Origin of the sequence: Nocardia anaemiae NBRC 100462 (assembly GCF_001612725.1) — a bacterium.
Lineage (GTDB): Bacteria > Actinomycetota > Actinomycetes > Mycobacteriales > Mycobacteriaceae > Nocardia > Nocardia anaemiae.
This window is the reverse complement of the sequence record NZ_BDAZ01000038.1, coordinates 1-26,900: the sequence shown is the minus strand read 5'-3', so window position 1 is coordinate 26,900 and position 26,900 is coordinate 1. Positions and strand designations below refer to the sequence as shown.

The following is a 26,900-nucleotide window of genomic DNA, read 5'->3' as shown; positions in this document are numbered from 1 at the left end:
TCGCGGCCGCCTGATCGCGGTGGCCGCGGCCGCAGCGGTCGCGGTGCTGGTGCTGGTCGCGGTCATCGTGTCGTCGCTGAACGATGACGACAAGGGCGGCACCGCGGTCGGCTCGACGACGCCGACACCCGCGCCGACCAGCTCCGAGACCGGACCCGAGTCGCCGATCGCGATCCAACCGGGCCAGCCGGAGCCGCAGGCGCCGACGACCACGGCACCGAGCACCCAGCCCAGCACCACGGTGCCGCCGACCTCATCGACCAAGCCATCCACCACCGCACCCCCGACGACCATCACAACGACGCCGTTCGGCCCGGCCACCCCGGACCGGATCTCGCAATTCGTCTATGGCTACTACGGGATGCTGCCCGGCAATGTGCAGGGCGGGTGGTCTCAGCTGACGCCGTCCTACCAGTCCCAGACCGGTGGCTTCGGCTCCTATTCGCAGTTCTGGTCCACCGTTCGTTCGGTGAGCGTGGGTGGCGTCACGCCGAACGGTGAGAACCGGGCGGTCGTTTCGCTTACCTATAACCTGAAGAACGGCTCGACCACATCGGAGAACCGATGGATCCAGGTCGTGTCGGACAACGGGCGACTGTTGATCGCTGCTTCGGGCGTATAGGAATAGGGAGCGAATCGGGACGTGCGGGAGCGAAGCGAGCGAACCATTGGCACAGCCGCATCGGCGGCGACGGAGCCGAGCACACGACTTGCCGCAGTGCTGTGGGATATGGACGGCACGCTGCTCGATTCGGAGAAGCTGTGGGATATCGCCGTGCGGGAACTGGCGCGGGCACACGGTCACGAGATGACCGATGAACTTCGGCATTCGTTGATCGGTGCGTCCGGTCCGAATGCCCTTCGGCTCATTTTCGATGGTTTGGGTGTCGAGGCGACACCGGATGCGGTCCGGGCTGCGGGTGAATTCATCGAGCGGCGGGTGACCGAATTGATGGCGGGCCCGATCCCGTGGCGGCCCGGTGCGAAGGACGCGCTCGCGTTGGTGCGCACCGCGGGTCTCGCGACCGCCTTGGTCACCAATACCAAGCGGTCGCTTACGGAATTCGGATTGGATACGCTCGGCCGCGATTTCTTCGACGTGTCGGTCTGCGGTGACGAAGTCGCGCACGGCAAACCCGAACCCGAGATCTATCTGCGCGCCGCCGAACTGCTCGGTGTGCACCCGCGAGACTGTGTGGCACTGGAGGATTCGCCGACCGGTGCGGCCGCGGCCGGTGCCGCGGGCTGTGCGGTCATCGTGATCCCGTGTGAGATACCGGTTTCGGCGGCGCCGGAGCGGGTATTCCGTGAGTCATTGGTGGGATTGACCCTGCGGGATCTGGAAGACGCGCTACGCGTCAGGGGTTGAACCAGGCACCCGAGCGGGGGCGCTTTCGGGACGAATCATGATCACGAGTCGCGCTGTTCGTGAGCCGACACTCCCGACCTCGGCATAGTGAGAGTTACTGTGCCGCAACGCAAGTGCGCGCAGTTGATAGGTGTGACCGTAGTCACCGGCAACTTTGTCGAATCCCGGGCGTGTCGCCGATCGCTCCACCAAAATGACGCCATGGCAGCGACGGATGTCCTGGACGAGATCGTCGATACGACACGGTATCCGCTGGGGGATCCGACCGGCGCGGCGTGGGGTGAAGCGGTGGCGCGGGCGCGCGCAGAACTGGCCGAAAGCGGCTGCACCGTACTGCGGGAGTTCATCCGACCGGAGCTGATCGAGACCTTGCGCGCGCAGGGCGAGGCGATGGCGCCGGATGCGCACTACCAGGTCGAACGGGTCAACGCGTACAACATTCCACTGAATACCGAACTGCCACAGGGGCACCCGGGCCGCATCGTGCTGGAACGCGGCAATGCCTTCGTCCCGCGCGACCGCATACCGGCCGAGGCGCTGATTCACCGGCTCTACACCAGTGCGGGGTTCCAGCGCTTCGTCGCGGAGTGCTTCGGATTGACCGAATTGCACGAATTCGCAGATCCTTTGGCCGGATTGTGCCTGAATGTGGTGGCGCCGGGAATGTCGCATCCCTGGCATTTCGACACCAATGAATTCACTGTCAGTATGTTGACCCAGCCCGCGCAGACCGGTGGCATCTTCGAATACTGCCCGAATATTCGCTCACCGCACGCCGAGAACCTCGACGATGTGCGGGAGGTGCTCACCGGATCCGGTGCGCAGCTGATCCGGCGCCTCGATCTGCGGCCCGGCGATCTGCAATTGTTCCAGGGCCGCTTCTCGCTGCACCGGGTTTCACCGGTCGAGGGCGGCACTGCACGGCATTCGGCGATTTTCGCCTATACCGATCGGCCCGGTGTCATCGGCACTGTGGAACGCACCCGCCAACTGTTCGGGCGGGTGCTGCCCGATCACCTAGCCGCCGCGGCCGACGCCGTCCGTGGCGATCGGTTGCTCGACTGAGAGGGACGACATGCCAGTGCCGTTGCATACGACCGGAAAAGCTTCCTTCGACGATATCTACGACCGTCCCGATCCGCGCGATTACTACGCTCGGATGGCCGAATTGGATTACCGCATACCGGAACTGGCGAAACCATACTTCCAGCAGCAGATTCGGGAATACCGTGCCTCCGCGCGCGTGGACATCCCGACCGTGCTCGATATCGGTTGCTCCTACGGCGTCAACGCGGCCCTGCTGCGCTTGGACACCACCGTGAGCGAACTCGCCGAGCACTACGGCGGCGCCGAGGACGCCGACCGAACCGCACTCATCGCCCGCGATCGATCCCTCCTGGAAACCCGTGACCAGCTCCCGGGTGTCCGCTTCATCGGTATGGATGCCGCCCGCCCGGCGCTGGCCTACGCCGAGGAAGCCGGATTCCTGCACGACACGGTGCACGCGGATCTCGAGGCCACCGACCCGACCGAGGCGCAACGCCGTACGCTGGCGACCGCCGATATCGTCATCTCGACCGGTTGCGTCGGATACGTCACCGAGAAGACGCTGGCGCGGGTGGCGACGGCGCATCCGCGTCGTCGGCCGTGGATGGCACACTTCGTACTACGCATGTTCAGTTTCGAACCGATCGCCGCGGAGCTGGCCGCGCTCGGCTACCGCACCGAGCGCGCCCCCGGGGTGTTCGAACAACGCAAGTTCGCATCCGATAATGAACGCACCCAGGTGCTGAACGCCTTGGCCGCCAACGGAATCGACACCGCTGGCCAGGAAAGCACGGGTTGGCTGCTCGCCAACCTGTACATCTCGCGACCGCTACCGAAACACGCCGACCCCAAGGACCCGCATTGACCGAACGCACCTTCGCCGCCGACGACCACCTGCCACGGGTGCCCCTGCCGACGCTGGAGGACAGCGGCGCGCGGTTGCTGCAGTGGTGTGCGCCGCTGCTGACCGCCGACGAATTCGCCAGCACCGAGGCCGCGGTCGCCGACCTGCTTCGCCCCGACGGTCCGGGCCGAAAGCTGCACGCGGCACTGGCCGAATACGACGCCACCCCCGGCGTCGGGAGCTGGCTGGATCTGTTCTGGCCGTCGCGCTATCTGGGCCGTCGCGATCGCATCGCATTGAATGCCAACTTCTTCTTCCTGTTCGGCGATGACACCGCACTGGCCGCCTCCACCAGTGCCTCGCAGGTGGAGCGGGCGGCCGGGATCATCACGGCGGCGGTCGATTACAAGCTGGCCCTCGATATCGAGGCGATCCCGCCGGTCACCCAGCGCGGACAGCAGCTGTCGATGTGGCAGAACAAGTACCTGTTCTCCGAGACCCGGATTCCGGGGGAGATCCAGGATTCGGTCCGGGTGCCCTACAGCGACGAATGGCCCGGACCGTCCGATGCCCGGCATATCGTGGTGTTCTTCCACGGCAGCATGTTCCGGATGGATGTGATCGGCCCGGACGGTGTGCCCTACTCGCTGGAGGACCTCGCCGACGGGCTGCGCGCGGTGCTCAAGGCCGGTGCGCGCTCGGCCCGCACCGATACTGCCGTCGGCCACCTGACCACCAAAGCCCGGGCCGAATGGGCGGTCAGTAGGCAGCGATTGCGGGCCGAACCCGCCAATGTCGCGGCCTTGGACACGATCGAGACCGCGCTGTTCGCCTTGTGCCTGGAGGACTTCACGCCACGCGATGAACTGCAGGCCTGTGATCAGCTGCTGCACGGTGACAGTGCCAACCGCTGGTTCGACAAGTCGGTGTCGTTCATCGTCTTCGCCGATGGCCAGGCTGGCATCAATGTCGAGCACTGCGGTCTCGACGGCACCACCATCCTGTCCTTCGTCGACACGCTGCTGCAGGCTACGGCTGCCGAGCATGCCGAAAGGGCGGGGGCGCAGCCGCAGGGGTTGCCCCCGGTCGAACCGATCGAATTCGTGCTCGATCAGGCGCAGCGCGCCGATATCGCGGCGGCAGGGGCGGCGTTCTCCCGGTATGCGGCCGAGAATGCCACCGCGACAGTATCTTTCGATTTCGGCACCGCCCGCGCCAAACAGCTCGGCATCTCACCGGATGCGTTCGCACAGCTGAGCTATCAGCTGGCGCATCGGCGCAGCAAGGGATTGACCGGCGCCACCTACGAATCCATTGCCACCAGGCAGTACCGCAACGGCCGCACCGAGGCCATGCGGGTGGTGACACCGGAGATGGTGGCCTTCGTCGATGCCATGCAGGATCCGGCAGTCGCACCGGCCGATCGGCTCGCTGCCGCACGGACGGCCGCGAGCGCGCACGTCGAACGCGCCAAGCAGTGTCAGGCGGGTGACGCGCCCGAACAGCATCTGTGGGAACTCGAGTGGATCCAGCGGCGGCGCGGCGCCGAACTCGGCGTCACCGAGCCGATCCCGCTCTACACCAGTCCGGGCTGGACGATCATGCGCGACGACTACCTGAGCACCAGCTCGGCCCCGTCGGTCAATATCCGCTACTTCGGTTTCGGCTCCACCAGCCAGAAGTGCATCGGCATCGCCTACGTCCTGCTGCCGGACCGCTGGAACATCTACCTGGCCACCCCCGAACCGGTCGCCGCCGAGATGTACGCCTTCGCCGACCACCTCCGCACCGCCGTAGCCGACCTGGAGGCCCTGCTCTCCGAGGCCTGACGCATGGCTTCGCACCCCTTGTGGCCGCCGCGAGGGGTGCGAAGCGTGCACCTGATGGGTGGTGCCGGGCCGGAGCAACGGGTCCGCATACCGGTCTGAAACAATGGCTCACCGTGAAGAACTTCGAAACCCTGTTCGCCGAGCTGCAAGATCGTGCGGTCACCCGCCCCGAGGGGTCCGGGACCGTGGCGGCATTGGACGCCGGTGTGCATTTCCAGGGTAAGAAGGTGCTCGAGGAGGCCGGTGAGATCTGGTTGGCCGCCGAGCACGAGGGGGATGAGGCGCTCGCCGAGGAGATTTCGCAACTGCTGTACTGGGTCCAGGTGCTGATGGTTGGCCGCGGGCTGAAGCTGGAAGACGTGTACCGACATCTGTGACGGCCGTCGATCCCTAGTTCTCCTCCCGAAAGGACCCTCCCATGCTGCGCGTCGCAGTCCCCAATAAAGGCGCACTCTCCGAATCGGCCACCTCGATCCTCGCCGAGGCCGGTTACCGCAAGCGCACCGATTCCCGCGACCTGACCGTCCTCGATCCGGCCAACCAGGTCGAGTTCTTCTTCCTGCGGCCCAAGGATATCGCCATCTACGTCGGCTCCGGTGAGCTCGACCTCGGCATCACCGGCCGCGATCTGGCGCTGGATTCCGGTGCGCCGGTGCAGGAACGGCTCGCACTCGGCTTCGGTCGCTCCACTTTCCGCTACGCCGCCCCGGCCGGGCGCGAATGGAAGGTCGAGGACCTCTACGACAAGCGCATCGCCACCTCGTACCCGAATCTGGTCCTCAACGATCTGCAGCGGCGCGGCATCGAGGCCGAGGTGATCCGCCTCGACGGCGCGGTCGAGATCTCCATCCAGCTCGGGGTGGCCGATGCCATCGCCGATGTGGTCGGCTCCGGCCGCACCCTGCGTCAGCACAATCTGGTCGCCTTCGGCGAGACCCTGTGCGATTCGGAGGGCGTGCTGATCGAGCGCACCGGCTCCGATCAGAACGAGCGGGCCCGCAATCAGCTCATCGCCCGCGTCCAGGGCGTCGTATTCGGTCAGCAGTACATCATGTTGGACTACGACTGCCCGAAGGAACTGCTGGAGCAGGCCGTCAAGATTACGCCCGGTCTGGAGTCGCCGACGGTATCCCCGCTCGCCGATTCGAACTGGGTCGCCATCCGCGCCATGGTGCCGCGCAAACAGGGCAATGAGGTGATGGACCAGCTCGCCGAACTCGGCGCGAAGGCCATTCTTGCCTTCGATATCCGGTCCTGCCGCGCCTTCTGACCCGATTTCGACCACTCGGCCCCGTCACTCGGCGGGGCCGAGTCGTTTTGTGCGAGTGATCGATTCACTGCGATTGCAATCGGTGCGCTGACCTGCGCTTGATTGATACGTTGCGGCCTCGATGAGGAAACGCAAGGAGTACCACCGTGTCGCAGACACCGCCCGCGAAACGTTCGGGCAGCACATTCGCATGGAATGAGGACTGGCTGGCCGCCATCGTCGGCCTGGTTCTCATCGCCCTGGTTCTGATCGGCGCGATCCCGGATTGGTTGGTGCCGTGATGTCGGAGAGCGAAGCCAGGACCGAAACGGTCCCATCCGAAACCAATGCACTGCGGGCCATTTCACGCCCGACGGTGGCCGAGATCGGAGCCGGGATCGCGGTCGTCATCCTGCTCGGCGCGCTGACCCGCTATTTCGACACACATGTGCCGCGATGGGCGGTCGGTACGCCGTTCAATCGAATCGCCAAATCCATCGAGTTCCCGGTGTACGCCATTGCCATCGGCCTGATCGGCAATGTCGTACTCGCGAAACTCGATCTCCGGGAACGCCTTTCGGCCGGTTTCCGCACCGAATTCTTCATCAAGACCGGTGTGGTGCTGCTCGGCGCATCGATCAATCTGAAGATCCTGGTGACCGCGGCGGGCCCGTCGATCGTGCAGGCACTGCTGCTGATCACCGCGGTCTTCGGGTTCACGTGGTGGCTAGGCGGTCGCCTCGGCCTCGACGATAAGCTGCGCGCCCTGCTGTCCTCGGCGGTTTCGATCTGCGGTGTCAGTGCCGCCATCGCGGCCGCGGGTGCGGTGCAGGCCAAACGCGAGCAGATCGCGTACGCGGCATCGCTGGTGATCATCTTCGCATTGCCGTCGATCTTCGTATTGCCTTGGCTCGCCGACGTTTTCGATCTCTCCGATGCGGTCGCGGGCGCGTGGATCGGCGGCAATATCGATACGACCGCGGCGGTCGCGGCCTCCGGCGCGATCGCGGGGGAGAAGGCGCTGCAGATCGCCACCATCGTCAAGACCACGCAGAATGCGCTCATCGGCATTGTCGCCATCGCGCTGACCGCCTACTTCACCATCCGGATCGAACGCATTCCCGGTGCGGCCCGGCCCTCGGTGCGCCAGTTCTGGGAGCGGTTCCCGAAGTTCGTGATCGGCTTCGTCGCCGCGTCCGTCATCGGCACGCTGTATCTGCAGTCGGTGGACAAGAAGACCGGCGTGGCGCATATCGCCATCGTCAATGATCTGCGGACCTGGTTCCTGATCTTCGCGTTCGTCTCGATCGGTCTGGAGTTCTCGCTGCGCGGACTGCGCGAGGCGGGCTGGCGTCCGGTCGTGGTCTTCGGATCCGCGGCGATCTTCAATCTGGCCGTCGGCTTGGGGCTGTCCGTACTGCTGTTCCACAACTTCACCGCGTAGATCCACCCCGGCAACCTGCTGTTTCGGTGCTCGCCGGTCACCACGGCGAGCATCGCAGGGGATGGCAGCGGACGGCGCTTGTGTGGTCGGCGGGGTGGGTGAACACAGGGGGATGGCAGCGACCGACCTTTGCGCAGTCGGCGGGGTGGGTAGGCACAGCGGCGTCGTGTGCGTTTAGTTCGCGACGAACTCACGAAAACTTCATGCTCGGCCGTCAACACTGGGGGCGTGTTGGGCGAAACAACTATGGAAGACCTCGGACGGGCAGTGCCGTTCGGGTACGAAGGACAGGGGAGCACCCAGTGAAATCGAATGTCGAGTCGGTCGGTTCTCGGTGGCGGATTCGCAATGTGCTCGTCGTGATCGGTGATGCCGTCGGCGTACTCGTGCTGATCGCGGTGATCGCCGCACTCGGTTCGCACGGCCTCGATCTGAATCTGTTCGTCGGCTGAACTCAGTCGGCTACCGCGTCGGCGAAGGTTTCCTCGGGTGACTCCCCGCTGCCGCTGTCCGGCCAGCCCGGATAGACCGGTGGTGTGCCACCGAATGCGGGGCACAGACTCTTGTAGCTGCAATGTCCGCACAGCCAGCTGGTGCTCGGCAGGAACTCACCGGTCCGCCCCGCCGCCAGAATGGCCTGCCACAGCGCCGAGAGGGTGCGTTCGAAGCGCAGCAGTTCGTCCTCGTCGGGGGCATAGGTGAGGATCTGTTCGTCGGCCAGGTAGATCAGCCGCAATTGGGTGGGCAAGATCTTGCGGGTACGCAGCACGACCAAGGCGTAGAACTTCAGCTGGAACAGTGCCTTGGTCTCCTGGGCGAGTCCGGGGGCCCGGCCGGTCTTGTAATCGACGACGCGCAGCTCACCGGTCGGCGCTACATCGATGCGGTCGACGAATCCGCGCAACAGCACACCGTCGTCGAGTTCGACCTCCACCCGCGACTCACACGATTCTGGATCGAACCGAGTCGGATCCTCCAACCGGTAGTACGTCTCGACGAACGCGCGTACCTCGCCGAGAAAGCCCGCCAGCCCGTCCACTGCGACCACTTCGGCGATCTCGGGCCTCTCGGCGAGCACTCGCGCCCACGCGGGCTCGACGAGCCCGGCAGCGCGTTCGAACCGGCGTTCCCCCGCAGGCAGGCCGTACAGATCCTCCAGCACCGCGTGTACCACCGTGCCGCGCACCGCTATCCGCGTCGGCGGCTCCGGAATCCGATCGATCGCCCGGAACCGGTACTTCAGCGGGCACTGCTTGAAATCCATTGCCCGCGAGGGCGACAGCGCCGGACGCGGACGATCGGATCCGACCCGCTGCGCGGTGTCGGCGGGGGGCGTGGTTACCGGCGGATGCATACCTGGCAGGCTATCCGGGCGCACCGACACGCCGGTGCCGCACAGTGCGGACAGCAACGACGACCAGCGAACGGAGATACATGACGGCCAGACGGACCGGGCCATTCACCATCGGGGACCGGGTACAGCTGACCGATGCCAAGGGGCGCCTCTACACCGTGGTGCTGGAACCCGGTAAGGAGTTCCACACGCATCGCGGCGGTATCAAGCACGACAACCTGATCGGCGCCGATGAGGGCAGTGTCGTGCAATCGACCAATGGCACACCGTATTTGGCATTGCGGCCGTTGCTGATCGATTACGTGCTCTCCATGCCGCGCGGTGCGGCGGTCATCTACCCCAAGGACGCCGCCCAGATCGTGCACGAGGGCGATATGTTCCCCGGCGCGCGCGTACTGGAGGCCGGAGCGGGTTCGGGTGCGTTGACGTGTTCGCTGCTGCGCGCGGTCGGCCCACAGGGCCAGGTGGTGTCCTATGAGATCCGCGAGGACCACGCCGAACACGCGATCCGCAATGTGGAGACCTTCTTCGGCGAGCGTCCGGACAACTGGTCGATCACCGTCGCCGATGTCGCCGACTACGACGGCGCGCCGGTCGATCGCGTCGTGCTGGACATGCTCGCGCCGTGGGATGCGCTACCCGCCGTGTCCAAGGCGCTGGTGCCCGGCGGTGTGCTGATCGTCTATGTGGCGACCGTCACACAATTGTCGAAGGTGGTCGAGGCGCTGCGCGAGCAGGAGTGCTGGACCGAGCCGCGCTCGTGGGAATCGATGGTGCGCGGCTGGCATGTGGTCGGTCTGGCGGTGCGGCCCGAACATCGCATGCAGGGCCACACCGCCTTCCTGGTCAGCGCGCGGCGCCTCGCCGAGGGCACGGTCACCCCGAAGCCGCAGCGTCGACCGTCGAAGGGCTGACTCAGGCCGGAACGCAGGGAGCCTGCGCGAAACCGAGCATCAGACAGCCGCTGGCATCCGAGAGCTTCCACGTGCCGTCGACATATTCCCAGGTCAGCGGCATGGCGGGGGCGGTGCCGTGCGGTGAGGTGATGGTCACCTGGGCGGTCGCGGAATTGCCGCTGGTGGTGATGTCGGCGACCGCGTAGGTGAGCTTGCCGTAGCTGCCGAGCGCCTGGTTCATCTGGTCGATATTGGCGGTGCGCTTTTCGCCGTTGACGATCAGCTTGGTCTTCTCGGAGGTGGGTTTCGCCGGGTCGGAAAGGGCATCCAGCACGCCGGTGAGTGTTTCGGCGGTAGGTGCGGCGGCGCTGCCGTGGTCGCCGTGACCAGCGGCGCTGGTCGTCACGGCGGCGGAAGTGGTAGTCGTGGCCTTGGCATCGGACTTATCGTCGGAGCCACAGCCGGTGAGTCCGACGGTAGCGGCCATCGCCGCCGCGGCGATAACCATGGACATACGCAGCGTCCTGGCGGGAAGGAGCATCCTCAGCAACCTTTCGGTTCGGTCGGCGAAGCGGGTCGCCATTGCCTGGTTAGGGCAGGCTAACATGGTGTATCCGCCGTCGACCGCAGCCCAGATGTGATCACGACGAAACCATGTCGGAAAGCGAGAACGGTTCGCGCCCGGTAGCGTTAATAGACCGGGACTGGGAGGAGCAGCACATGAGCCCCATCGAGAATTCGGATTCGGCGGCCTGGAGAGAGCTCGAGGCGGTACGCGCCGAAGCGGCTGCACTCCGCAGGCAACTCGCCGATTCGCCGGATCGCGCACGGGAATTGGAAGCCCGCATCGATTCGCTGACCATTCGCAACACCAAGCTGATGGACACCCTCAAGGAGGCGCGCCAGCAGCTGGTGGCCTTGCGCGAGGAGGTCGATCGGCTGGGTCAGCCACCGAGCGGGTACGGAATTCTGATCGGTGTGTACGAGGATCAGACGGTCGACGTGTTCACTTCGGGTCGCAAGATGCGCTTGACGTGTTCACCCAATATCGACACCTCGACCCTCGAATACGGTCAGACCGTCCGTCTCAACGAGGCGCTCACGGTCGTGGAGGCCGGAATCTTCGACGCCGTCGGTGAGATCGGCACCCTGCGCGAGATCCTCGACGACGGTCGCCGGGCGCTGGTCGTCGGACATGCCGACGAGGAGCGCGTGGTGTGGTTGGCGGGTCCGCTGGCCAAGGTCGCCGAGGTCGATGATCTCGACGATCCCGATTCGCCGATCCGCAAGCTGCGGCCGGGAGATTCGCTGCTCGTGGACACCAAGGCCGGTTTCGCCTTCGAGCGGATTCCCAAGGCCGAGGTCGAGGATCTGGTGCTCGAGGAAGTGCCCGATGTCGACTACAGCGATATCGGTGGTCTCGGTCGGCAGATCGAGCAGATCCGCGATGCGGTGGAATTGCCGTTCCTGCACAAGGATCTGTTCCGCGAATACGCGCTGCGCCCGCCCAAGGGTGTGCTGCTCTACGGTCCGCCCGGTTGCGGTAAGACGTTGATCGCCAAGGCCGTCGCCAACTCGCTGGCGAAGAAGATCGCCGAGGCGCGCGGTGAGGATGCCAAGGAAGCCAAGTCGTTCTTCCTGAACATCAAGGGCCCCGAGCTGCTGAACAAGTTCGTGGGTGAGACCGAGCGCCACATTCGGATCATCTTCCAGCGGGCACGGGAAAAGGCGTCCGAGGGTACGCCGGTGATCGTGTTCTTCGACGAGATGGATTCGATCTTCCGCACCCGTGGTTCGGGCGTTTCCTCCGACGTGGAGACCACGGTCGTGCCGCAGTTGCTCTCCGAGATCGACGGTGTCGAGGGCCTCGAGAATGTCATCGTTATCGGTGCGTCCAACCGCGAGGACATGATCGACCCCGCGATCCTGCGGCCAGGACGTCTCGATGTGAAGATCAAGATCGAGCGCCCGGACGCCGAATCGGCACAGGACATCTTCTCGAAGTACCTGACCGAACAACTGCCGCTGCATGCCGACGATCTCGAAGAGTTCGGCGGCGACAAGAGCCTGTGCATCCGCGCGATGATCGAACGGGTCGTCGACCGGATGTACGCCGAGAGCGAGGACAACCGCTTCCTGGAGGTCACCTACGCCAACGGTGACAAGGAAGTCCTGTACTTCAAGGACTTCAACTCCGGCGCCATGATCCAGAACATCGTGGACCGCTCCAAGAAGTACGCCATCAAGGCTGTGCTCGACACCGGCAACCCTGGCCTGCGCATCCAGCATCTCTACGATTCGATCGTGGACGAGTTCTCCGAGAACGAGGACCTGCCCAACACCACGAATCCCGATGACTGGGCACGCATCTCGGGTAAGAAGGGCGAGCGGATCGTCTACATCCGCACCTTGGTCACCGGCAAGAATGCCAGTGCCAGCCGCGCCATCGACACCGAGTCGAACACCGGTCAGTACCTGTAGGTTTCGAACCGAGGGCCGCGCTTCCAACCAGGAGCGCGGCCCTTCGGCGTTTCCGGGGTCATCATTGTGGGGTAGGTGGGGGTCATTCTCTGGGGTGATGTGGTGTTTGGAGCGGGCGGATTAAAATTTGGCCATGCGGCCAGAAAATGAGACGGGTGGTCGGCAGCGGTCGTTCATCGAGGAGGCGCGGCGGCGGCAGATCATTGCCTCGGCCGTGGAGGTGATCTCCGAGGAGGGGTACGGGCGGGCTTCGCTGGCGCGGATCGCCAAGCATGCCGGGATCTCCAAGGGCGTCATCTCGTATCACTTCGCGGGCAAGGACGAGCTGATGGAGCAGCTGGTGATCCAGCTGTATGTGTCCGGTGGCGAGCACATCGCGCCCGCGGTGATGGCGGCGGACGGGCCGCGGAATCAGTTGCTCGCCTATATCGGGGCGAATCTCGGATTCATCGATGCGAACACGAAGTATGTCGCGGCGCTGACCGATGTGGTGCTGAATCTGCGTGATGCGGACGGTAAGCCGCGATTCGCCTCGGCGGAGGGCGAGCAGGAGATCATCCAGCCGCTCATCGACATCATGCGCGAAGGGCAGCGAATCGGCGAGTTCGGCGAATTCGATCCGATGATCATGGCCAAGTCGATCCGCGATGCCATCGATGGCGCGGCCGGGCGGGCGATTCGGGAGAAAGACTTCGATATGACGACGTACTCGGCGCATGTGTGCCGACTATTCGATTTGGCGACCCGGAAGGGGGGACGTGATGACCACCGTGGTGGAAAGTGAAGTGCGGCAGGAGGATAGCGCCAAGACGCCGCCGTTCGCGTGGCTCGGTGTGGGCGCGATCGCCGTGGTGTCGGCGATCATGCTGTTCGCATCGCTGGGACGGTACGGATATTTCGGTGACGAACTGTATTTCATTTCGGCCGGGCATCGACTCGGATTCGGCTATGCCGATCAGGGGCCGCTGCTGCCCGCCATTGCCCGGCTGATGGATGTGTTGGCGCCGGGATCGCTTGTAGCACTGCGGATCCCGGCGGCACTGGTCACCGTTGTCGCGGTGCTGATCAGTGCGCAGATCGCGCGCGAGTTCGGCGGTTCGCGGACCGCGCAGGTATTGAGCGCGGCAGCGTATGCGACCTCGCCCTTCCTGCTCGTGCAGGGAACCCAGTTGGCCACCAATACGATTGATACCGCGCTGTGGGTGATGATCAGCTGGCTGCTCATCCGGTGGGTGCGCACCCGCCACGACCGTCTGTTGCTGTGGGCCGCGCTGGTCACAGCGCTGGATATGCAAGTGAAATGGCTGATTCCGTTCTTCTGGATCGCGGTCGCCATCGGGGTGGCGATCCATGGGCCTCGTGAGCTCTTGCGGCGGCCGGTGTTGTGGGTGGGCGCGGTTGTCGTTGTCCTGGTCATGGTGCCGACGCTGATCTGGCAGGCCGAACACGACTGGCCGCAGCTGCGGTTGGGTGCGGTGGTGGCGGCGGAGCAGGCGACGATCGGTGGCCGCTACACCTGGCTGCCACTGGCGTTGATCGCGGCCGGGTTGTTCGGCGGTGTGCTGCTGGTGGTCGGAATCTGGGCGCTGTTCCGCTCGGAGACATTGCGGCCGTACCGATTCCTCGCACCGCTGCCACTGCTGCTGGCCGTGGCATTCATCGCGACCAACGGTCGTCCCTACTATGCGGCGGGATGCTATGCGGCGATCATGGCGGCGGGCGCGGTGCGCTGGACCGAATACACCGGACGATGGCGGACCTATGCGACCGTCCCGCTGGTCGCGATTTCGGTGGCGATCGCGGTAATCACGATGCCGTGGCAATCCGAGTCGTCCATCGATCCGGTCGACAGTCAGGCCGAGGCCGGTCTGGAAATCGGCCTGTACGGCAAATTCGGCTGGCCGGAGCTGCGCGAGGCGACCGCCGACGCATACCAGGCCCTCCTCGAGCATGCGAATGCGGTGATCGTCACGGATTCCTATTGGCAGGCAAGCGCTTTGGATGTCGAGCGAAATCGCTACGGCCTTCCGGCCGTCTACAGCCCCAATCGCGGCTTCGGATACTTCGGCACCCCACCGGATTCCGCGACAACGGTGCTGTGGGTCGGCAATGCCGAGGACGAAATGCGCGCCACCTGTAGCGAATTGACCCCGATCGGCCGCGTCGATGCCCGCCTCGGCTACCCGGACGTCACCCGCGATGTCACCATCTGGCGCTGCACTCCACGTCAGCCCTGGTCGCAGGTCTGGCCCGATCTGCTTCGCCTCGACTGACCAGCCGTCTCGTCCGAGTCGTTCGGTGTACTTCCCGAACGCCATGCCGGATTGATATCCGGTGCGGAGATCGAGTACGACACAGGCACTTTCGGATCAAGATCATGCGAAAGGGCCTGTGCCGCACGGCGCTAACCGAGTTCGGCGAGTTGCGGTACCACCGGTGCCATGCCCTCGATCCACGCCGCCGGAGATCCGGTGGTCGGGATAATGATCACGGTATGCACGCCGAGCTTGGCGTAATCGGCCATCTGCCGGACGAATTCGTCGCGATTGTCCGGATTCGGGCGCGGGTTGTTGGCCATGATGGTGATGCGGATATCGGCGTAATCGCGCCCGACATCGTCGCAATGGCGGCGCAGGACGTCGAGTTTGTGGCCGACATCCTCTGGGGCGGCACCGAACAGGTTGCAGGCGTCGCCGTACTGCGCGACCAACCGCAGCGTCTTGCGTTCGCCGCCACCGCCGATGAGCACCTTGGGCCGGTTGATCGGCTGCGGCGAACACAACGTCTCGGCCAACTGGTAGTGCTTGCCCTCGAAGGGGCCGTTGTTCTGCGGATCCCACATCTGCTGGCAGATGCGCAGCGTCTCCTCCAGCCGCTCGAACCGCTCGGCGATCGGTGGGAACTGCACACCGAGTCCGCGATGCTCGCGCTCGAACCAGGCGGCGCCGAGGCCGAGCACGGCGCGGCCGCCCGAGAGGACATCGAGGGTGGTGACGATCTTGGCGAGCAGACCGGGATGCCGGTAGGTCACGCCGGTGACGAGCAGACCGAGATCGATGCGGGAGGTGTGCGCGGCCAGATAACCGAGAGTGGTGTAGCCCTCCAACATATTGGCCTCGGCCGGAAGTCCGGTCGGCTCGATCTGGAAGTAGTGGTCCATGAACGACAGCCACGTCGCGCCGGATGCCTCCGCCGCGGCGCCGACCCTGGCCAGCTCACCGGCAATGGCCGTGGTGCCGCCGTCGATATCGAATATCGGTAGGTGAAAACCGAGTTCCATGAAGTGATCCCCTGGTACTAGACGATTTTGCCCTGCCAACGCTATGACCTGGAGTGCGCTCCAAGTCAAGTCTCGCGACGTGGAAGTGGTGCGCCCGCGGCAATTTCGGGTATTGATGGGATGGCCACGGTAGCGGCCGGACCGCCGCCGCGGCAGCGGAAGAAAGGCGATGACGCTGACACGCTCGAACATCAACCGCCGTTCGTTATTCGCCGCGGCGGCGTTGCTGCCATTGACTGGATGCACGACCGGCGAAGATGGTTCACCTCCCGCGTCCATCGCCCCCACCCAGGACCACGTTCATCTGACTGAGCTGGAACAAAAGTTCGCCGCACGTCTCGGCGTGTACGCGTTGGCCACCGGGACGGGCACGACTATCGCCTATCGCGCGGATGAGCGTTTTGCGTTCTGCTCCACCTTCAAAGGGCTGGCCGCGGCAGCGGTCCTGCAGCGTAACCCCTTGTCGCACTTGGATGTCACCGTCACCTATACCGAGGCCGATCTGTTGCGGAATGCCGCGATCACCCCGCAACATGTGGCATCGGGCATGACGATCCGCGAGCTGTGCGACGCCGCCGTCCGCTACAGCGACGGCACCGCGGGCAATCTGTTGCTCCGCGATATCGGCGGACCGGGCGAACTCACGGCCTACGCGCGAAGCCTCGGCGACACGATCACCCGAATGGATCGAATCGAACCCGCGATCACCGAAGCCACGCCCGGTGATCCCCGAGACACCACCTCGCCGAGAGCGATCGGCACGGACTATCAGAAGATCGTGCTCGGCGACGCTCTACCGGAGGAGAAGCGCGCCTTTCTGCGGGGTCTCCTCGAACGCAATGCCACCGGCGCTGGCGCCCAGCGCATTCGGGCCGGGGTACCACAGGGATGGACCGTCGCCGACAAGACCGGGACGGGCGACTACGGCACGCTCAACGATATAGCCATCGTGTGGCCGCCGAACGCTGCTCCGCTCGTCATCGCGATCATGTCCAGCAAATTCACCAGGGACGCCGAGTACAACCAGGCCCTCATTGCCGAGGCCGCCGCGTACGTCGTCGCCACGCTCGGCTGAGCGGAGGTGGCGGTGTCGTCATGGACGACACCGCCACCGGCCTATGTCGATCAGCCCTGAGCGGTGGTCACCGAATTCAGCACGACATCGGCGTTCGGCCGACCGTCTTCGCCGCCAGCGGCGCCCGCGTTGGCGACCCGCTGCACGACGTCGAGACCGTCGGTGATCCTGCCGAACGGGGTGTAGTTCGGCGGCAGCTGCGAATCCTTGTAGACCAGGAAGAACTGGCTGCCGTTGGTGTCGGGACCGGCATTGGCCATGGCGACCGTACCGGCCGGATAGGTGGCGCCGTCCAGGTTCTCGTTCGGGAATTGGTAGCCCGGCCCGCCGGTGCCGGTGGCGGTGGGATCACCGCACTGCAGGACGAAGATGCCTGCGGTGGTCAAGCGGTGGCACTGGGTGTGGTCGAAATACCGCTGCCCGGCGAGGAATACGAAGGAGTTCACCGTGCGCGGTGCGCGGGCGGCCTCCAGGGCGATATTGACTGTGCCGCAGGTGGTTTCCAGCTGCGCGGTGTACTTCGCGCCCGTATCGATCGCCATCGCGGGCTCGCTGGCCCACTGCTTGCTCTCGGGCTTGGCCGAATCGGGGGCCACGCATCCGGCGACCGGGGTGCCCGGATCCGCCGAGACCCCGCCCGCGGCGAAGATCGCGAGGGTGGTGCCGACGGCGAGTACACCGAGGCCCCGTAGCAGGGCGGTCCCGACTTCGCGATGCTGCCTGATGGGCTGATGGTGGTCGAATCGCCGTGCCTGCACTTCGCTGCTCACCGGTCGAGGTCTCCTTCTGTTGGGTGTCGCATCGGGTGATGCTGAGCGGATCATTCCATCTCGACGCTTCCGGCGGAACGAGATGCGTATTGCGACTGTGTGGCAATGGAAATCCGCCGATGTGGGACGAGTGGTCGGTTAGCATGGCTGCGACGGAGGCGCATCCGATCGGCTAACTGGCTCGGCACGCATCGACTCTGTCGGTGGCATCGCCTCCACGGGAGGTGTATCAGCTTGTCCGGACACATATTCGGGGTGCTGCGCTGGTCTACCGCGGTGGCGTGTGTGGCCGCACTTGTGGGTGGGTGCACGGCGAGTACCGAGACGAAATCGACCTCGCAAACCGGTGCCTGGCCACCGAACGATGACCGTGGTACATGCGCGGTCGACAAGCAGGCCGACGTTCCGGCGACGATGCGCGACGGCACGGTGTTGCGCGCCGACGTGTACCGTCCGCAGACCAGCGACACGGTGCCGGTGATCCTGATGCGCACCCAATACGGCAAGGCCGCCGCGCAGATCCAGCCCTCGCGCTATCGCACCCCCGACTGGTTCGCCTCGCACTGCTACCTGGTGGTCATCCAGGACATTCGCGGTATCGGCAGCTCCGACGGCACATTCAGCGAATTCGGCAATGACACCCACGACGGTTACGACACCGTGGAATGGGCCGCGCAACTGCCCGGTTCGAATGGCAAGGTCGGTATGTACGGCTCGTCGTATGTCGGTGCGACACAATGGCTGGCCGCCATCGAGACGCCGCCGCACCTGACCACGATCGTGCCCGCGAATACCGCCTCCGACTACTACGACGGCTGGACCTATGAGGGGGGCGCCTTCCGGCTCGGTTTCGTCGAACCATGGGCGATGGGCACCATCGGCGCGGAATCCGCCGAACGCCGGGACGACAGGGCCACCGCCAACCAGCTGCGCACGGATCTGCAGAACATCACCTCGTGGCTGAATTACCGTCCCTACAAAGACTTTCCGCCGCTGCAGCCGAACAACCCGGCCGTCGCGCCGTGGTACTTCGACTGGATCCGCAACTCGACGCGCAACGATTACTGGAAGCAGTGGAGCATCCGCGACCGCTATCCGAATGTCGGGGTGCCGGTGCTCGATATCGAGGGCTGGTACGACGCATTCCTCGCGGGCGGCATCGAGAACTTCACCGGCATGGTCGAGCGCGGCGCGACATCGGCACGGCAGAACCAGCGCTTGGTGATCGGTCCGTGGGACCACCTCGGCTGGGGGCGTCCCACTTCGATGATCGCGCCCAGGCTGGAGCAGCTCGGTCCGGTGGGTGACAGCCCGATCAACGAGCTGATGCTGGCCTGGTTCGACCACTTCCTCAAAGGCACGGATAACGGCGTCGCGGGCAAACCCCGTGTCGACTACTACCTGATGGGTGCCAATCGGTGGAAGTCGGCACCGAGTTGGCCACTGCCGCAAACACAATGGAAGGAATACTTCTTCACCGATAGCGGTGCCAACGGTGTCGCCGGTCGGGTCGGCAAACTCGTCGATCACGCGCCGAGCGGTCCGGCCGGGGTCGATCGGTATGTCTACGATCCGGCCGTACCCGCGCCGAGTGTCGGCGGACATTCGTGCTGTTCGGTCGGATCGGGTCCGCAGGGACCGTTCGACCAGACTGCGGTCGAGCAGCGTTCGGATGTGCTCACCTACACCACCGACCCGCTCGGCGCCGATACCGAGGTGACCGGCCCGATCACCGTGAAGCTGTGGGCCTCGTCCACCGCGCCGGATACCGACTTCGTCGCGCGACTCGAGGTCGTCTCGCCCGACGGGTCGGCGGTCAACCTCAACAATGGCATCATCCGCGCCGCCTTCCGGGATTCGCTGTCGGATCCGACCCCCTTGGTGCCCGGCCAGCCCTATCCATTCACCATAAAGATCTGGCCGACCAGCTACCAATTCAAGGCGGGCGATCGAATCCGGGTGGCCATCAGCAGCAGTGACTATCCGCAGTACGCGCCGAATACGAATACCGGCGAGCCTTTCGGCGACAGCGCACGCACGCAGCCCGCGACGCAGACGGTCTACAAGGATGCCGAGCACCCGTCATCGGTGATCGTGCCCGTCATCCCGGCCGGTGCGGACGGCTCCACCAGCTTCGATATCGAGCCCGGCTCCTAAGCGCGACGAACGCGACGGTAGGTGGGGGCCGCGGTGGTCGCGGCGGCGAGTTCACTGGTGAGCCAGTCCAGCTCGCCGTCGGCGATCGCGGCGACGGTGATGCGCAGGTGGTCGCCGTGCGGGTGATCCTCGACCTCGAAGGGACGGCCGGGTGCGGCCTTGATACCCGCGGCGGCCAGCGAGATCATGGCCGCGTTCTCGTCGGCGACCGGGAGCCACAGATTGATGCCGTCACCGCGGGGGACGGTAACGCCCTTGCGAGCCAGGGCGCGGCGGAGTTCGGTTGAGCGCCTGCGGTATTCGGTGCGGGCGGCGGCGACGGTGCGCACGGCGGCGTCGTCGTCGAGCATGGTGAGCAGCAGGCGCTGCAGCAGTCGACTGGTCCAACCGGGGCCGAGCATGCGCCGTTCGATCATCGGATCGAGCAGCTCGGCGGGGCCGCCGACCACGGCCAAGCGCAGATCCGCGCCGTGCGATTTGGAATAGGAGCGGATGTGTACCGTTCGGCTGGGCAGTCGCGCGCCGAGCGAACGCAGTGTGCTGGCGGCGATGCCCGCGGAGTGGTCGTCCTCGATAACGAGAGTCTCTGTGCCGGTGAGGATTCCGGCAAGCTCCCGGGTCCGGGCGGCGGTGAGCGAGACCCCCGTCGGATTCTGTGCGCGCGGCTGCATGATCAGCGCGGCGGCACCACGTGCCCGCTCGAGATCGTCTGGCAGCAGACCGGATCCATCCATGCGGACCGGAATCGGTCGGGCGCCGATCCGGGCGAGCAGATCGAGAAACGGTGGGAAGCAAGGATCTTCGACGGCCACCGCATCGCCGAGGCGGACATGCGCGGCGAGTAGCCGATCGATGGCATCCAGCGCTCCGTCGACGACCGCGAGCCGTTCGGCGCGAAAGGGCCAATCGGTGCGCACCTTGGCGGCCAATTCCGGCAGTACGGCCTCGCCGAGATAGTCCGCCGCGAGATCATTGCCGCGACCGTGCTCGGAGATCGTGCGCAAGGCGGCGACCAGATCCGGCAGCAGCCGCGGATCGGGGGTGCCCCGGGACAGATCGATGCGGAAGGCGCTGTCCGAGGGTGGGTGCAGGCGCTGATAGCGGCCCGTCGGCGTGGCCGTACGAATGGCGGTGCGCTCGCCGACGAAGGTTCCGGCACGACCCCGCGACACGATCGCGCCGGTGGCGGCCAGCGCGCGCCAAGCCTGGTTGACGGTCGCGGGGGAGACCCGCAACTCGCGGGCGACTTCACGTACGGTCGGGAGCCGCGATCCGGGTTCGATCGCTCCGGAACGGATCCGGCGGCTCACCGCTGCCGCGATTCCGGCCGGGGTGCGATCTTCGAGATCCGCGTTGAACAGGCCGGATCCGGCCGCGACAGGTGCGGGCGCGGTGTCTCGCAGGTCGTCTGCGGGCACCTGCGGCGCAGTCGTCGAGTCGAAGTTCACAGCGTCATTCTGCGTCGGGCACTGCGCCGGAACGAGGACCGGCCCCAAGGTTTACGGCCACGAAACTGTTTCCGCAATCTTGTAACACAACCGAATTGAATCTCGGTGAAGTATAACAAAGCATGGGAATCGTTCGAGCGGCGCTCGTCCAGACCAACTGGACGGGTGATAAAGAGTCCATGATCAAGGCGCACGAGGACTACGCACGCCAGGCCGCCGCACAGGGCGCGAAGGTGATCTGCTTCCAGGAGTTGTTCTACGGCCCGTACTTCTGCCAGGTGCAGGACACCAAGTTCTACGACTACGCGGAATCGGTGCCGGGTCCGACGACGGAGCGATTCGCCGCCCTGGCAAAGGAATTGGGTTTGGTAATGATCCTGCCGGTATACGAGCAGGAACAGCCCGGGCTGCTCTACAACACCGCGGCGGTTATCGATGCGGATGGCAGCTACCTCGGCAAGTACCGCAAACACCATATTCCGCACGTCAACGGATTCTGGGAGAAGTTCTACTTCCGGCCCGGAAATGTGGGCTGGCCGGTCTTCGATACGGCGGTCGGCAGGGTCGGCGTCTACATCTGTTACGACCGGCATTTCCCGGAGGGCTGGCGCGCCCTCGGCCTGGCGGGCGCGGAAATCGTCTTCAACCCCTCCGCGACCTCGCGCGGGCTGTCCGGTTACCTGTGGAAACTGGAGCAACCGGCGTCCGCGGTCGCCAACGAATACTTCATCGGCGCCATCAACCGGGTCGGCATCGAGGAATACGGCGATGACGATTTCTACGGAACCAGCTATTTCGTGGATCCGGAAGGTAAATTCGTCGGAGACGTCGCCTCGGACACCGCTCCCGAACTGGTGATCCGTGACCTCGATATGGATCTGATCAAGGTGGTGCGCGACCGCTGGGCGTTCTATCGCGATCGCCGCCCCGACGCCTACGGACCGATGGTGGCTCCCTGAGGCTGGTGAAATCGATATGGCGAAAACATTCATTCACGGCGGCACCGTGGTCTCGGCGACCGGATCGCAATTGCTCGATGTGCTTGTCGACGGCGAGACCATTGTCGCCGTCCTGCAACCCGGCGCCACCGCATTGGGCGCGGATCTCGCCGAGTCCGCCGATGTGGTCATCGACGCGACCGGCAAATATGTGATTCCTGGCGGCGTGGACGGCCACACCCATATGCAGCTGCCCTTCGGCGGCACCGAAGCCTCGGACACCTTCGAGACCGGCACTCGCGCGGCCGCCTGGGGCGGCACCACGACCATTGTCGACTTCGCGGTGCAGAAGCCCGGTGAGCGGGTACAGGACACCCTCGGCCTGTGGCACGAGAAGGCCGCGGGCAACTGCGCGATCGACTACGGCTTCCATCAGATCATCGGCGAGGTGAACGACGAATCCCTCAAGGGGATGAGCGAATTGGTGGCCGAGGGCGTCACCAGCTTCAAATTGTTCATGGCCTATCCGGGTGTCTTCTACTCCGATGACGGCCAGATCCTGCGGGCCATGCAATCGGCGGGCGATCTCGGCGCGCTGCTGATGATGCACGCGGAGAACGGCATCGCCATCGATGTGCTGGTCGAGCAGGCGCTGGCGCGCGGTGAGACCTCGCCGTACCACCACGGTGTCACCCGGCCGTGGCAGATGGAGGAGGAGGCCACCCATCGCGCGATCATGTTGGCGCAGTTGACTAATGCGCCGCTGTATGTCGTGCACGTCTCGGCCAAGCAGGCGATGGAGCAGATCGTCGCCGCACGGGGCAACGGCCAGAACGTCTTCGGTGAGACCTGTCCGCAGTACCTGTATCTGTCGCTCGAAGAGCATTTGGGCGCACCGGGTTTCGAGGGGGCGAAGTGGGTGTGCTCGACGCCGCTGCGGGCGAGGGCCGAGGGACATCAGGACGAGCTGTGGCGGTTTATCCGCACCGGTGATGTCACCTCGGTCAGCACGGACCACTGTCCCTTCTGCATGAAGGATCAGAAAGAGTTGGGGCTCGGCGATTTCAGCAAGATCCCGAATGGGATCGGCGGCATCGAACATCGGATGGATCTGATGTTCCAGGGCGTCAAGAACGGGCTGATATCGCTGGAGCGCTGGGTCGAGGTCTGCTGCACCACCCCGGCGCGCATGTTCGGCATGTATCCGCGCAAGGGCGTGATCAGTCCGGGCGCCGACGCCGACATCGTCATCTATGACCCCAACGGACACACCAGCATCGGGTTCGGCAAGACCCATCACATGAATATGGATCACTCGGCCTGGGAGGGCTTCGAGATCGACGGACATGTCGACACGGTGCTCTCGCGCGGCCGCGTGATCGTCGACGACGGTGCGTATCTGGGCAGTGCCGGTCACGGCCGGTTCATTGCCCGCGAACTGTCGCAGAACCTGATTTGACCTGATCTGACCGGAATGGAGAGTGCCGCATGGATATCGGTGTGGTGCTGCAATGCACACCTCCCGCATCGCGGGTGGTCGAACTGGCCAGACAGGCGGAGACACACGGCTTTTCGCATGTGTGGACCTTCGATTCGCACCTGCTGTGGCAGGAGCCCTATGTCATATACAGCCAAATTCTCGCGGCGACCCGCAAGGTCGTCGTCGGCCCGATGGTCACCAATCCGGCGACCAGGGACTGGACGGTAACCGCGTCGACCTTCGCGACGCTCAACGATATGTTCGGCAACCGCACCATCTGCGGTATCGGCCGCGGTGATTCCGCCGTGCGCACCCTCGGCGGCAAACCGACCACCTTGGCGACACTGCGCGAATCCATCGAGGTGATCAGGGAGCTCGGCAATGGTCGCAGTGCCCACCTCGGCGACACCGTGGTGCGCTTCCCGTGGGCGAGCGCCTCCCGGCTCGAGGTGTGGGTGGCCGGGTACGGTCCACGCGCGCTCGAGCTCACCGGGGAGGTCGCCGACGGATTCATCCTGCAACTCGCCGACCCGGATATCACCACGTGGACCATCGCCCGGGTGCGGGCGGCCGCCGAGAAGGCAGGACGCGCCCCTGGTTCAGTGAAAATCTGTGTGGCGGCTCCGGCGTACGTCACCGACGGCTCCGATGCCGCGACGGCGCATGCCCGGGAACAATGCCGCTGGTTCGGTGGCATGGTCGGCAATCACGTCGCCGATATCGTCGCGAAGTACGGTACCGACGGCGATATTCCGGCCGCGCTCACCGACTACATCGCGGGCCGTCAGGGCTACGACTACAACGAGCACGGCCGCGCGGGCAATCCGCATGCCGAATTCGTGCCGGATGCGATCGTGGACCGATTCTGCCTGATCGGCACGCCCGACGAGCAGTTGGTCCGGCTGCACGAACTGGAGAAGCTCGGCGTCGACCAGTTCGCGATCTACCTCCAGCACGATGCCAAGACGGCCACGCTGGAGGCATACGGGGAGTCGGTGCTGCCACGGTTGGCGCATTCGGTCACGGCGACGGCGGGTGCCGAGTGATCGCGACGGTAGCGGCGGCACTCGCGCTCGCGGCGGCCTGCTGTGAGCTGGTCAGCAGGCGTCTCGCGGAGTCCGAGGCGCAGCCGGTTCCGGTGTCGGCGGGTGAGCGATGAGAGCGGGAGCGTTGCGGGCGCGCCAGGTCGGCTACGCGGTCGGTGTGTTGGTACTGGTGGTCGCGGTTTGGGAGCTCGTCAAGTACTTCGTACCCGAGCACGGGGTCAGCATCGGCGACACCCGGATCTTGCCGCGCACGAGTGATGCCGCGCTGCCGCATGTTTGGTCGGTCATCACCGTGCTCGGTGACAAGGACGGCACGAGCACCGTCGGTGCGACCCTGCTGCGCACAGCCGGATTCACCTTCGGACTTGCCCTGCTGGCATTGGCGATCGGCACCGTAGTCGGCGTGGCGCTCGCGGTGGTGATGCAGCGCTTCGCCTTCGTCGAGCGCGGATTGCTGCCCTATATCGTTGTCTCGCAGACCGTTCCGCTGATCGCCTTGGCGCCGCTCGTTGCCGGTTGGGGTGGCAAGATCGTCATCGCCGGGCAGCCGTGGCAGCCGTGGATGAGTATCGCGGTCATCGCGTCGTATCTGGCCTTCTTCCCGGTCGCGGTCGGAATGTTGCGCGGCTTGCAGGCGCCGTCGAAGGCATCGGTGGAATTGCTGCACAGCTACTCGGCCAGTTGGTGGGACACCTTGGCGCACTTACGCTTTCCCGCCGCGGTGCCGCATTTTCTGCCCGCCTTGCGCTTGGCCGCGGCGGCATCGGTGATCGGTGCGGTGGTCGCGGAGATCTCGACCGGCACCGCGGGCGGTATCGGTCGCCAGATCATCGTCTTTTCCCAGCAGGCCACCGGCGATGCGGCCCGGCTCTACGCGGCCGTTCTCGCCGCGGCATTGCTCGGTGTCGCCGTGACCGCCGTCGTCGGCCTGGCCGAAGTTGCACTGCGTCGTTACAGCCGTCCCCCTGGGGCGCGCGGTTCTTCAGGAGGTACCCGTTGACCGGGAAAGTGGAATCGGCCACCACGCACACCGACGAGCGGATCGAGGCTACTGATCCGGCTCCCGTCGGGGACAAGCCCGAAGACGTCGCGGCGGTCGACCTCACGGAGGTCGGCAAGATCTTCGACGCGGGCTCGGTGACCGCACTGTCGGATGTGACGCTGAAAGTCCTGGCCGGGGAGTTCGTTTCGCTGATCGGCCCGTCGGGCTGCGGCAAATCCACCTTGCTGCGCATCATCGCCGATCTGGAACGGCCGAGCAGCGGCAGCGTGACCGTACACGGCAAGTCCGCCAGGCAGGCGAGAATCGATCAGGACTATGGCATCGCCTTCCAACAGGCCGGGCTACTGGACTGGCGCACCGTACAGGCAAATGTCGAATTGCCGCTCGAGCTACACAAGGTACCCAAGGCCGAAAGACGCAGTCGCAGTGCCGAACTCCTGGAAATGGCCGGTCTCACCGATTTCGCGCGCCGCTATCCGGCGGAACTGTCCGGCGGCATGCAACAGCGTGTGGCGATCGCCAGGGCATTGGCCCGCAAACCATCGTTGCTCCTCATGGACGAACCGTTCGGCGCGCTGGACGAGATGACCCGCGAACGCATGCAGGGCGAATTGTTGCGCATCGCCGCGGAGACCGGTGCCGCAGTGGTTTTCGTGACGCACTCCATTCCGGAGGCAGTATTCCTGTCCGACCGCGTGGTGGTCATGTCGCCGCGTCCCGGCCGTATCACCGAGATCGTGCCGACCGGCGGCTGGGGCCGCGAGGCGGGTGTCAGCGGTGACGATATCCGTTCCAGCGAGGCCTTTTTCGAGGCCGTCGCCGCCGTCCGCACCGCGCTGCGCGGCGGTCATGAGACCGCCGACATCATCGTGGCGGGACCGGAGCTGCGATGAAGACATGGCTACCACCGGTGGTATTCGGGGTCGGCGGATTGGCGCTGTGGCAGGTGCTGACCGTCGCCGCGGGTGTGCCGTCCTTCCTGCTGCCCGCGCCGACCGCGATCGCGAAACAGTTCACCGAGAACTTCGACCGCATACTCGATGCCGCCACCGCGACCGGTGCGAACGCCCTTATCGGCCTGCTGGTCGGTGCTGTCCTCGGCATTGTGGCGGCGATGGTCGCGGTGCGGTTCCGGCTGGTCGAGGGGCTGTTGACACCGCTGGCCGCCGCGGCCGCCGCCGTGCCGATCG

At 65.3% G+C, this 26,900-nt stretch carries 26 protein-coding genes and 1 pseudogene; 22 read left to right on the top strand and 5 right to left on the bottom strand.

Annotated features, from left to right (window positions below; translation table 11 throughout):
• The 10 genes and pseudogenes from NA5_RS41365 to NA5_RS40555 all read left to right on the top strand — a co-directional run.
• A pseudogene (locus NA5_RS41365) lies at window positions 1-622 on the top strand (serine/threonine protein kinase); the annotation flags it as partial.
• 45 nt (window positions 623-667) lie between these two features.
• Window positions 668-1,369, top strand: a complete 702-nt coding sequence (locus NA5_RS22775; RefSeq protein WP_281201740.1) for an HAD family hydrolase — start codon at window positions 668-670, stop codon at window positions 1,367-1,369.
• A 201-nt stretch (window positions 1,370-1,570) separates the two neighbouring features.
• Window positions 1,571-2,434 (top strand): HalD/BesD family halogenase, encoded by an 864-nt coding sequence (locus tag NA5_RS22770; RefSeq protein WP_062989283.1) that lies wholly within the window; start codon window positions 1,571-1,573, stop codon window positions 2,432-2,434.
• Window positions 2,435-2,444: 10 nt separating this feature from the next.
• Window positions 2,445-3,281: a class I SAM-dependent methyltransferase gene (locus NA5_RS22765; protein WP_174555260.1), complete on the top strand. Its 837-nt coding sequence runs from the start codon at window positions 2,445-2,447 to the stop codon at window positions 3,279-3,281.
• Entirely contained in the window at window positions 3,278-5,089 is a 1,812-nt protein-coding gene (locus NA5_RS22760; RefSeq protein WP_062989281.1) for a choline/carnitine O-acyltransferase, read from the top strand. Before NA5_RS22765 ends, NA5_RS22760 begins: the two co-directional genes overlap by 4 nt.
• A 95-nt stretch (window positions 5,090-5,184) precedes the next feature.
• Window positions 5,185-5,466 (top strand): phosphoribosyl-ATP diphosphatase, encoded by a 282-nt coding sequence (locus NA5_RS22755; protein ID WP_174415078.1) that lies wholly within the window; start codon window positions 5,185-5,187, stop codon window positions 5,464-5,466.
• Between the two features lie 41 nt (window positions 5,467-5,507).
• Complete coding sequence (gene hisG / locus NA5_RS22750; protein WP_062989279.1) at window positions 5,508-6,359, top strand: ATP phosphoribosyltransferase; 852 nt, start codon at window positions 5,508-5,510, stop codon at window positions 6,357-6,359.
• Window positions 6,360-6,505: 146 nt separating this feature from the next.
• Entirely contained in the window at window positions 6,506-6,640 is a 135-nt protein-coding gene (locus tag NA5_RS42890) for a hypothetical protein (protein ID WP_281201737.1), read from the top strand.
• A complete protein-coding gene (locus NA5_RS22745; protein ID WP_084484353.1) occupies window positions 6,640-7,782 on the top strand; it encodes a YeiH family protein in 1,143 nt (380 codons plus the stop codon). Before NA5_RS42890 ends, NA5_RS22745 begins: the two co-directional genes overlap by 1 nt.
• A gap of 302 nt (window positions 7,783-8,084) precedes the next feature.
• Complete coding sequence (locus NA5_RS40555) at window positions 8,085-8,234, top strand: hypothetical protein (RefSeq protein ID WP_157110578.1); 150 nt, start codon at window positions 8,085-8,087, stop codon at window positions 8,232-8,234.
• A 2-nt stretch (window positions 8,235-8,236) separates the two neighbouring features.
• Here NA5_RS40555 and NA5_RS22740 read toward each other — a convergent pair whose 3' ends face one another.
• Window positions 8,237-9,136, bottom strand: a complete 900-nt coding sequence (locus tag NA5_RS22740; RefSeq protein ID WP_062989277.1) for a RecB family exonuclease — start codon at window positions 9,134-9,136, stop codon at window positions 8,237-8,239.
• A gap of 80 nt (window positions 9,137-9,216) precedes the next feature.
• Between NA5_RS22740 and NA5_RS22735 the strand changes: the two genes are divergently transcribed.
• Complete coding sequence (locus tag NA5_RS22735) at window positions 9,217-10,050, top strand: tRNA (adenine-N1)-methyltransferase (RefSeq protein WP_062989275.1); 834 nt, start codon at window positions 9,217-9,219, stop codon at window positions 10,048-10,050.
• Window position 10,051: 1 nt separating this feature from the next.
• Here the strand turns inward: NA5_RS22735 and NA5_RS22730 are convergent, their stop codons facing one another.
• Window positions 10,052-10,546 (bottom strand): WKL family lipoprotein, encoded by a 495-nt coding sequence (locus tag NA5_RS22730; protein WP_245672344.1) that lies wholly within the window; start codon window positions 10,544-10,546, stop codon window positions 10,052-10,054.
• Between the two features lie 206 nt (window positions 10,547-10,752).
• Between NA5_RS22730 and arc the strand changes: the two genes are divergently transcribed.
• From arc to NA5_RS22715, 3 genes are all read left to right on the top strand, one after another.
• The gene (gene arc / locus NA5_RS22725; RefSeq protein ID WP_062989273.1) at window positions 10,753-12,513 is read left to right on the top strand and encodes a proteasome ATPase; all 1,761 of its coding nucleotides are present in this window, start codon (window positions 10,753-10,755) and stop codon (window positions 12,511-12,513) included.
• 133 nt (window positions 12,514-12,646) lie between these two features.
• Window positions 12,647-13,297 carry a TetR/AcrR family transcriptional regulator gene (locus NA5_RS22720; RefSeq protein WP_062989271.1) on the top strand — a complete coding sequence of 217 codons (651 nt, stop codon included), beginning with the start codon at window positions 12,647-12,649 and terminating at the stop codon, window positions 13,295-13,297.
• Window positions 13,275-14,786, top strand: coding sequence for an ArnT family glycosyltransferase (locus NA5_RS22715; protein ID WP_062989269.1), 1,512 nt, complete (start codon window positions 13,275-13,277; stop codon window positions 14,784-14,786). Before NA5_RS22720 ends, NA5_RS22715 begins: the two co-directional genes overlap by 23 nt.
• Window positions 14,787-14,917: 131 nt before the next feature.
• Here the strand turns inward: NA5_RS22715 and NA5_RS22710 are convergent, their stop codons facing one another.
• A complete protein-coding gene (locus NA5_RS22710; RefSeq protein ID WP_062989267.1) occupies window positions 14,918-15,793 on the bottom strand; it encodes an LLM class F420-dependent oxidoreductase in 876 nt (291 codons plus the stop codon).
• A gap of 169 nt (window positions 15,794-15,962) precedes the next feature.
• Here NA5_RS22710 and bla point away from each other — a divergent pair, with 169 nt between their 5' ends.
• A complete protein-coding gene (gene bla, locus NA5_RS22705) occupies window positions 15,963-16,868 on the top strand; it encodes a class A beta-lactamase (RefSeq protein WP_062989265.1) in 906 nt (301 codons plus the stop codon).
• 50 nt (window positions 16,869-16,918) lie between these two features.
• Here the strand turns inward: bla and NA5_RS42885 are convergent, their stop codons facing one another.
• Window positions 16,919-17,638 (bottom strand): peptidylprolyl isomerase, encoded by a 720-nt coding sequence (locus NA5_RS42885; protein WP_281201736.1) that lies wholly within the window; start codon window positions 17,636-17,638, stop codon window positions 16,919-16,921.
• A gap of 414 nt (window positions 17,639-18,052) precedes the next feature.
• Between NA5_RS42885 and NA5_RS22695 the strand changes: the two genes are divergently transcribed.
• Window positions 18,053-19,795 (top strand): CocE/NonD family hydrolase, encoded by a 1,743-nt coding sequence (locus NA5_RS22695; RefSeq protein WP_245672345.1) that lies wholly within the window; start codon window positions 18,053-18,055, stop codon window positions 19,793-19,795.
• Here NA5_RS22695 and NA5_RS22690 read toward each other — a convergent pair.
• Entirely contained in the window at window positions 19,792-21,243 is a 1,452-nt protein-coding gene (locus NA5_RS22690; RefSeq protein WP_245672343.1) for an aminotransferase class I/II-fold pyridoxal phosphate-dependent enzyme, read from the bottom strand. The two genes, NA5_RS22695 and NA5_RS22690, sit on opposite strands and share 4 nt — an antisense overlap.
• A gap of 122 nt (window positions 21,244-21,365) precedes the next feature.
• Between NA5_RS22690 and NA5_RS22685 the strand changes: the two genes are divergently transcribed.
• The 6 genes from NA5_RS22685 to NA5_RS22660 all read left to right on the top strand — a co-directional run.
• Window positions 21,366-22,202 (top strand): nitrilase-related carbon-nitrogen hydrolase, encoded by an 837-nt coding sequence (locus NA5_RS22685; RefSeq protein WP_062989262.1) that lies wholly within the window; start codon window positions 21,366-21,368, stop codon window positions 22,200-22,202.
• Between the two features lie 16 nt (window positions 22,203-22,218).
• Window positions 22,219-23,640, top strand: coding sequence for a dihydropyrimidinase (gene hydA, locus NA5_RS22680; protein WP_062989260.1), 1,422 nt, complete (start codon window positions 22,219-22,221; stop codon window positions 23,638-23,640).
• 29 nt (window positions 23,641-23,669) lie between these two features.
• Entirely contained in the window at window positions 23,670-24,707 is a 1,038-nt protein-coding gene (locus tag NA5_RS22675; RefSeq protein ID WP_062989258.1) for a TIGR03842 family LLM class F420-dependent oxidoreductase, read from the top strand.
• Window positions 24,708-24,816: 109 nt separating this feature from the next.
• The gene (locus NA5_RS22670; RefSeq protein ID WP_062989256.1) at window positions 24,817-25,707 is read left to right on the top strand and encodes an ABC transporter permease; all 891 of its coding nucleotides are present in this window, start codon (window positions 24,817-24,819) and stop codon (window positions 25,705-25,707) included.
• A complete protein-coding gene (locus tag NA5_RS22665) occupies window positions 25,704-26,603 on the top strand; it encodes an ABC transporter ATP-binding protein (RefSeq protein ID WP_245672342.1) in 900 nt (299 codons plus the stop codon). Before NA5_RS22670 ends, NA5_RS22665 begins: the two co-directional genes overlap by 4 nt.
• On the top strand, window positions 26,600-26,900 hold a 301-nt coding region (locus tag NA5_RS22660; protein ID WP_503826377.1), incomplete at its 3' end, for an ABC transporter permease family protein. The genes NA5_RS22665 and NA5_RS22660, both read left to right, overlap by 4 nt.

Coding starts and splice junctions, on each gene's coding strand:
- NA5_RS22770 (WP_062989283.1), top strand. CDS start 1,571: ATGGCAGCGACGGATGTCCTGGACGAGATCGTCGATACGACACGGTAT.
- NA5_RS22765 (WP_174555260.1), top strand. CDS start 2,445: ATGCCAGTGCCGTTGCATACGACCGGAAAAGCTTCCTTCGACGATATC.
- hisG (WP_062989279.1), top strand. CDS start 5,508: ATGCTGCGCGTCGCAGTCCCCAATAAAGGCGCACTCTCCGAATCGGCC.
- NA5_RS22745 (WP_084484353.1), top strand. CDS start 6,640: ATGTCGGAGAGCGAAGCCAGGACCGAAACGGTCCCATCCGAAACCAAT.
- NA5_RS22740 (WP_062989277.1), bottom strand. CDS start 9,136: ATGCATCCGCCGGTAACCACGCCCCCCGCCGACACCGCGCAGCGGGTC.
- NA5_RS22735 (WP_062989275.1), top strand. CDS start 9,217: ATGACGGCCAGACGGACCGGGCCATTCACCATCGGGGACCGGGTACAG.
- NA5_RS22730 (WP_245672344.1), bottom strand. CDS start 10,546: ATGTCCATGGTTATCGCCGCGGCGGCGATGGCCGCTACCGTCGGACTC.
- arc (WP_062989273.1), top strand. CDS start 10,753: ATGAGCCCCATCGAGAATTCGGATTCGGCGGCCTGGAGAGAGCTCGAG.
- NA5_RS22720 (WP_062989271.1), top strand. CDS start 12,647: ATGCGGCCAGAAAATGAGACGGGTGGTCGGCAGCGGTCGTTCATCGAG.
- NA5_RS22715 (WP_062989269.1), top strand. CDS start 13,275: ATGACCACCGTGGTGGAAAGTGAAGTGCGGCAGGAGGATAGCGCCAAG.
- NA5_RS22710 (WP_062989267.1), bottom strand. CDS start 15,793: ATGGAACTCGGTTTTCACCTACCGATATTCGATATCGACGGCGGCACC.
- bla (WP_062989265.1), top strand. CDS start 15,963: ATGACGCTGACACGCTCGAACATCAACCGCCGTTCGTTATTCGCCGCG.
- NA5_RS22695 (WP_245672345.1), top strand. CDS start 18,053: ATGCGCGACGGCACGGTGTTGCGCGCCGACGTGTACCGTCCGCAGACC.
- NA5_RS22685 (WP_062989262.1), top strand. CDS start 21,366: ATGGGAATCGTTCGAGCGGCGCTCGTCCAGACCAACTGGACGGGTGAT.
- hydA (WP_062989260.1), top strand. CDS start 22,219: ATGGCGAAAACATTCATTCACGGCGGCACCGTGGTCTCGGCGACCGGA.
- NA5_RS22675 (WP_062989258.1), top strand. CDS start 23,670: ATGGATATCGGTGTGGTGCTGCAATGCACACCTCCCGCATCGCGGGTG.
- NA5_RS22670 (WP_062989256.1), top strand. CDS start 24,817: ATGAGAGCGGGAGCGTTGCGGGCGCGCCAGGTCGGCTACGCGGTCGGT.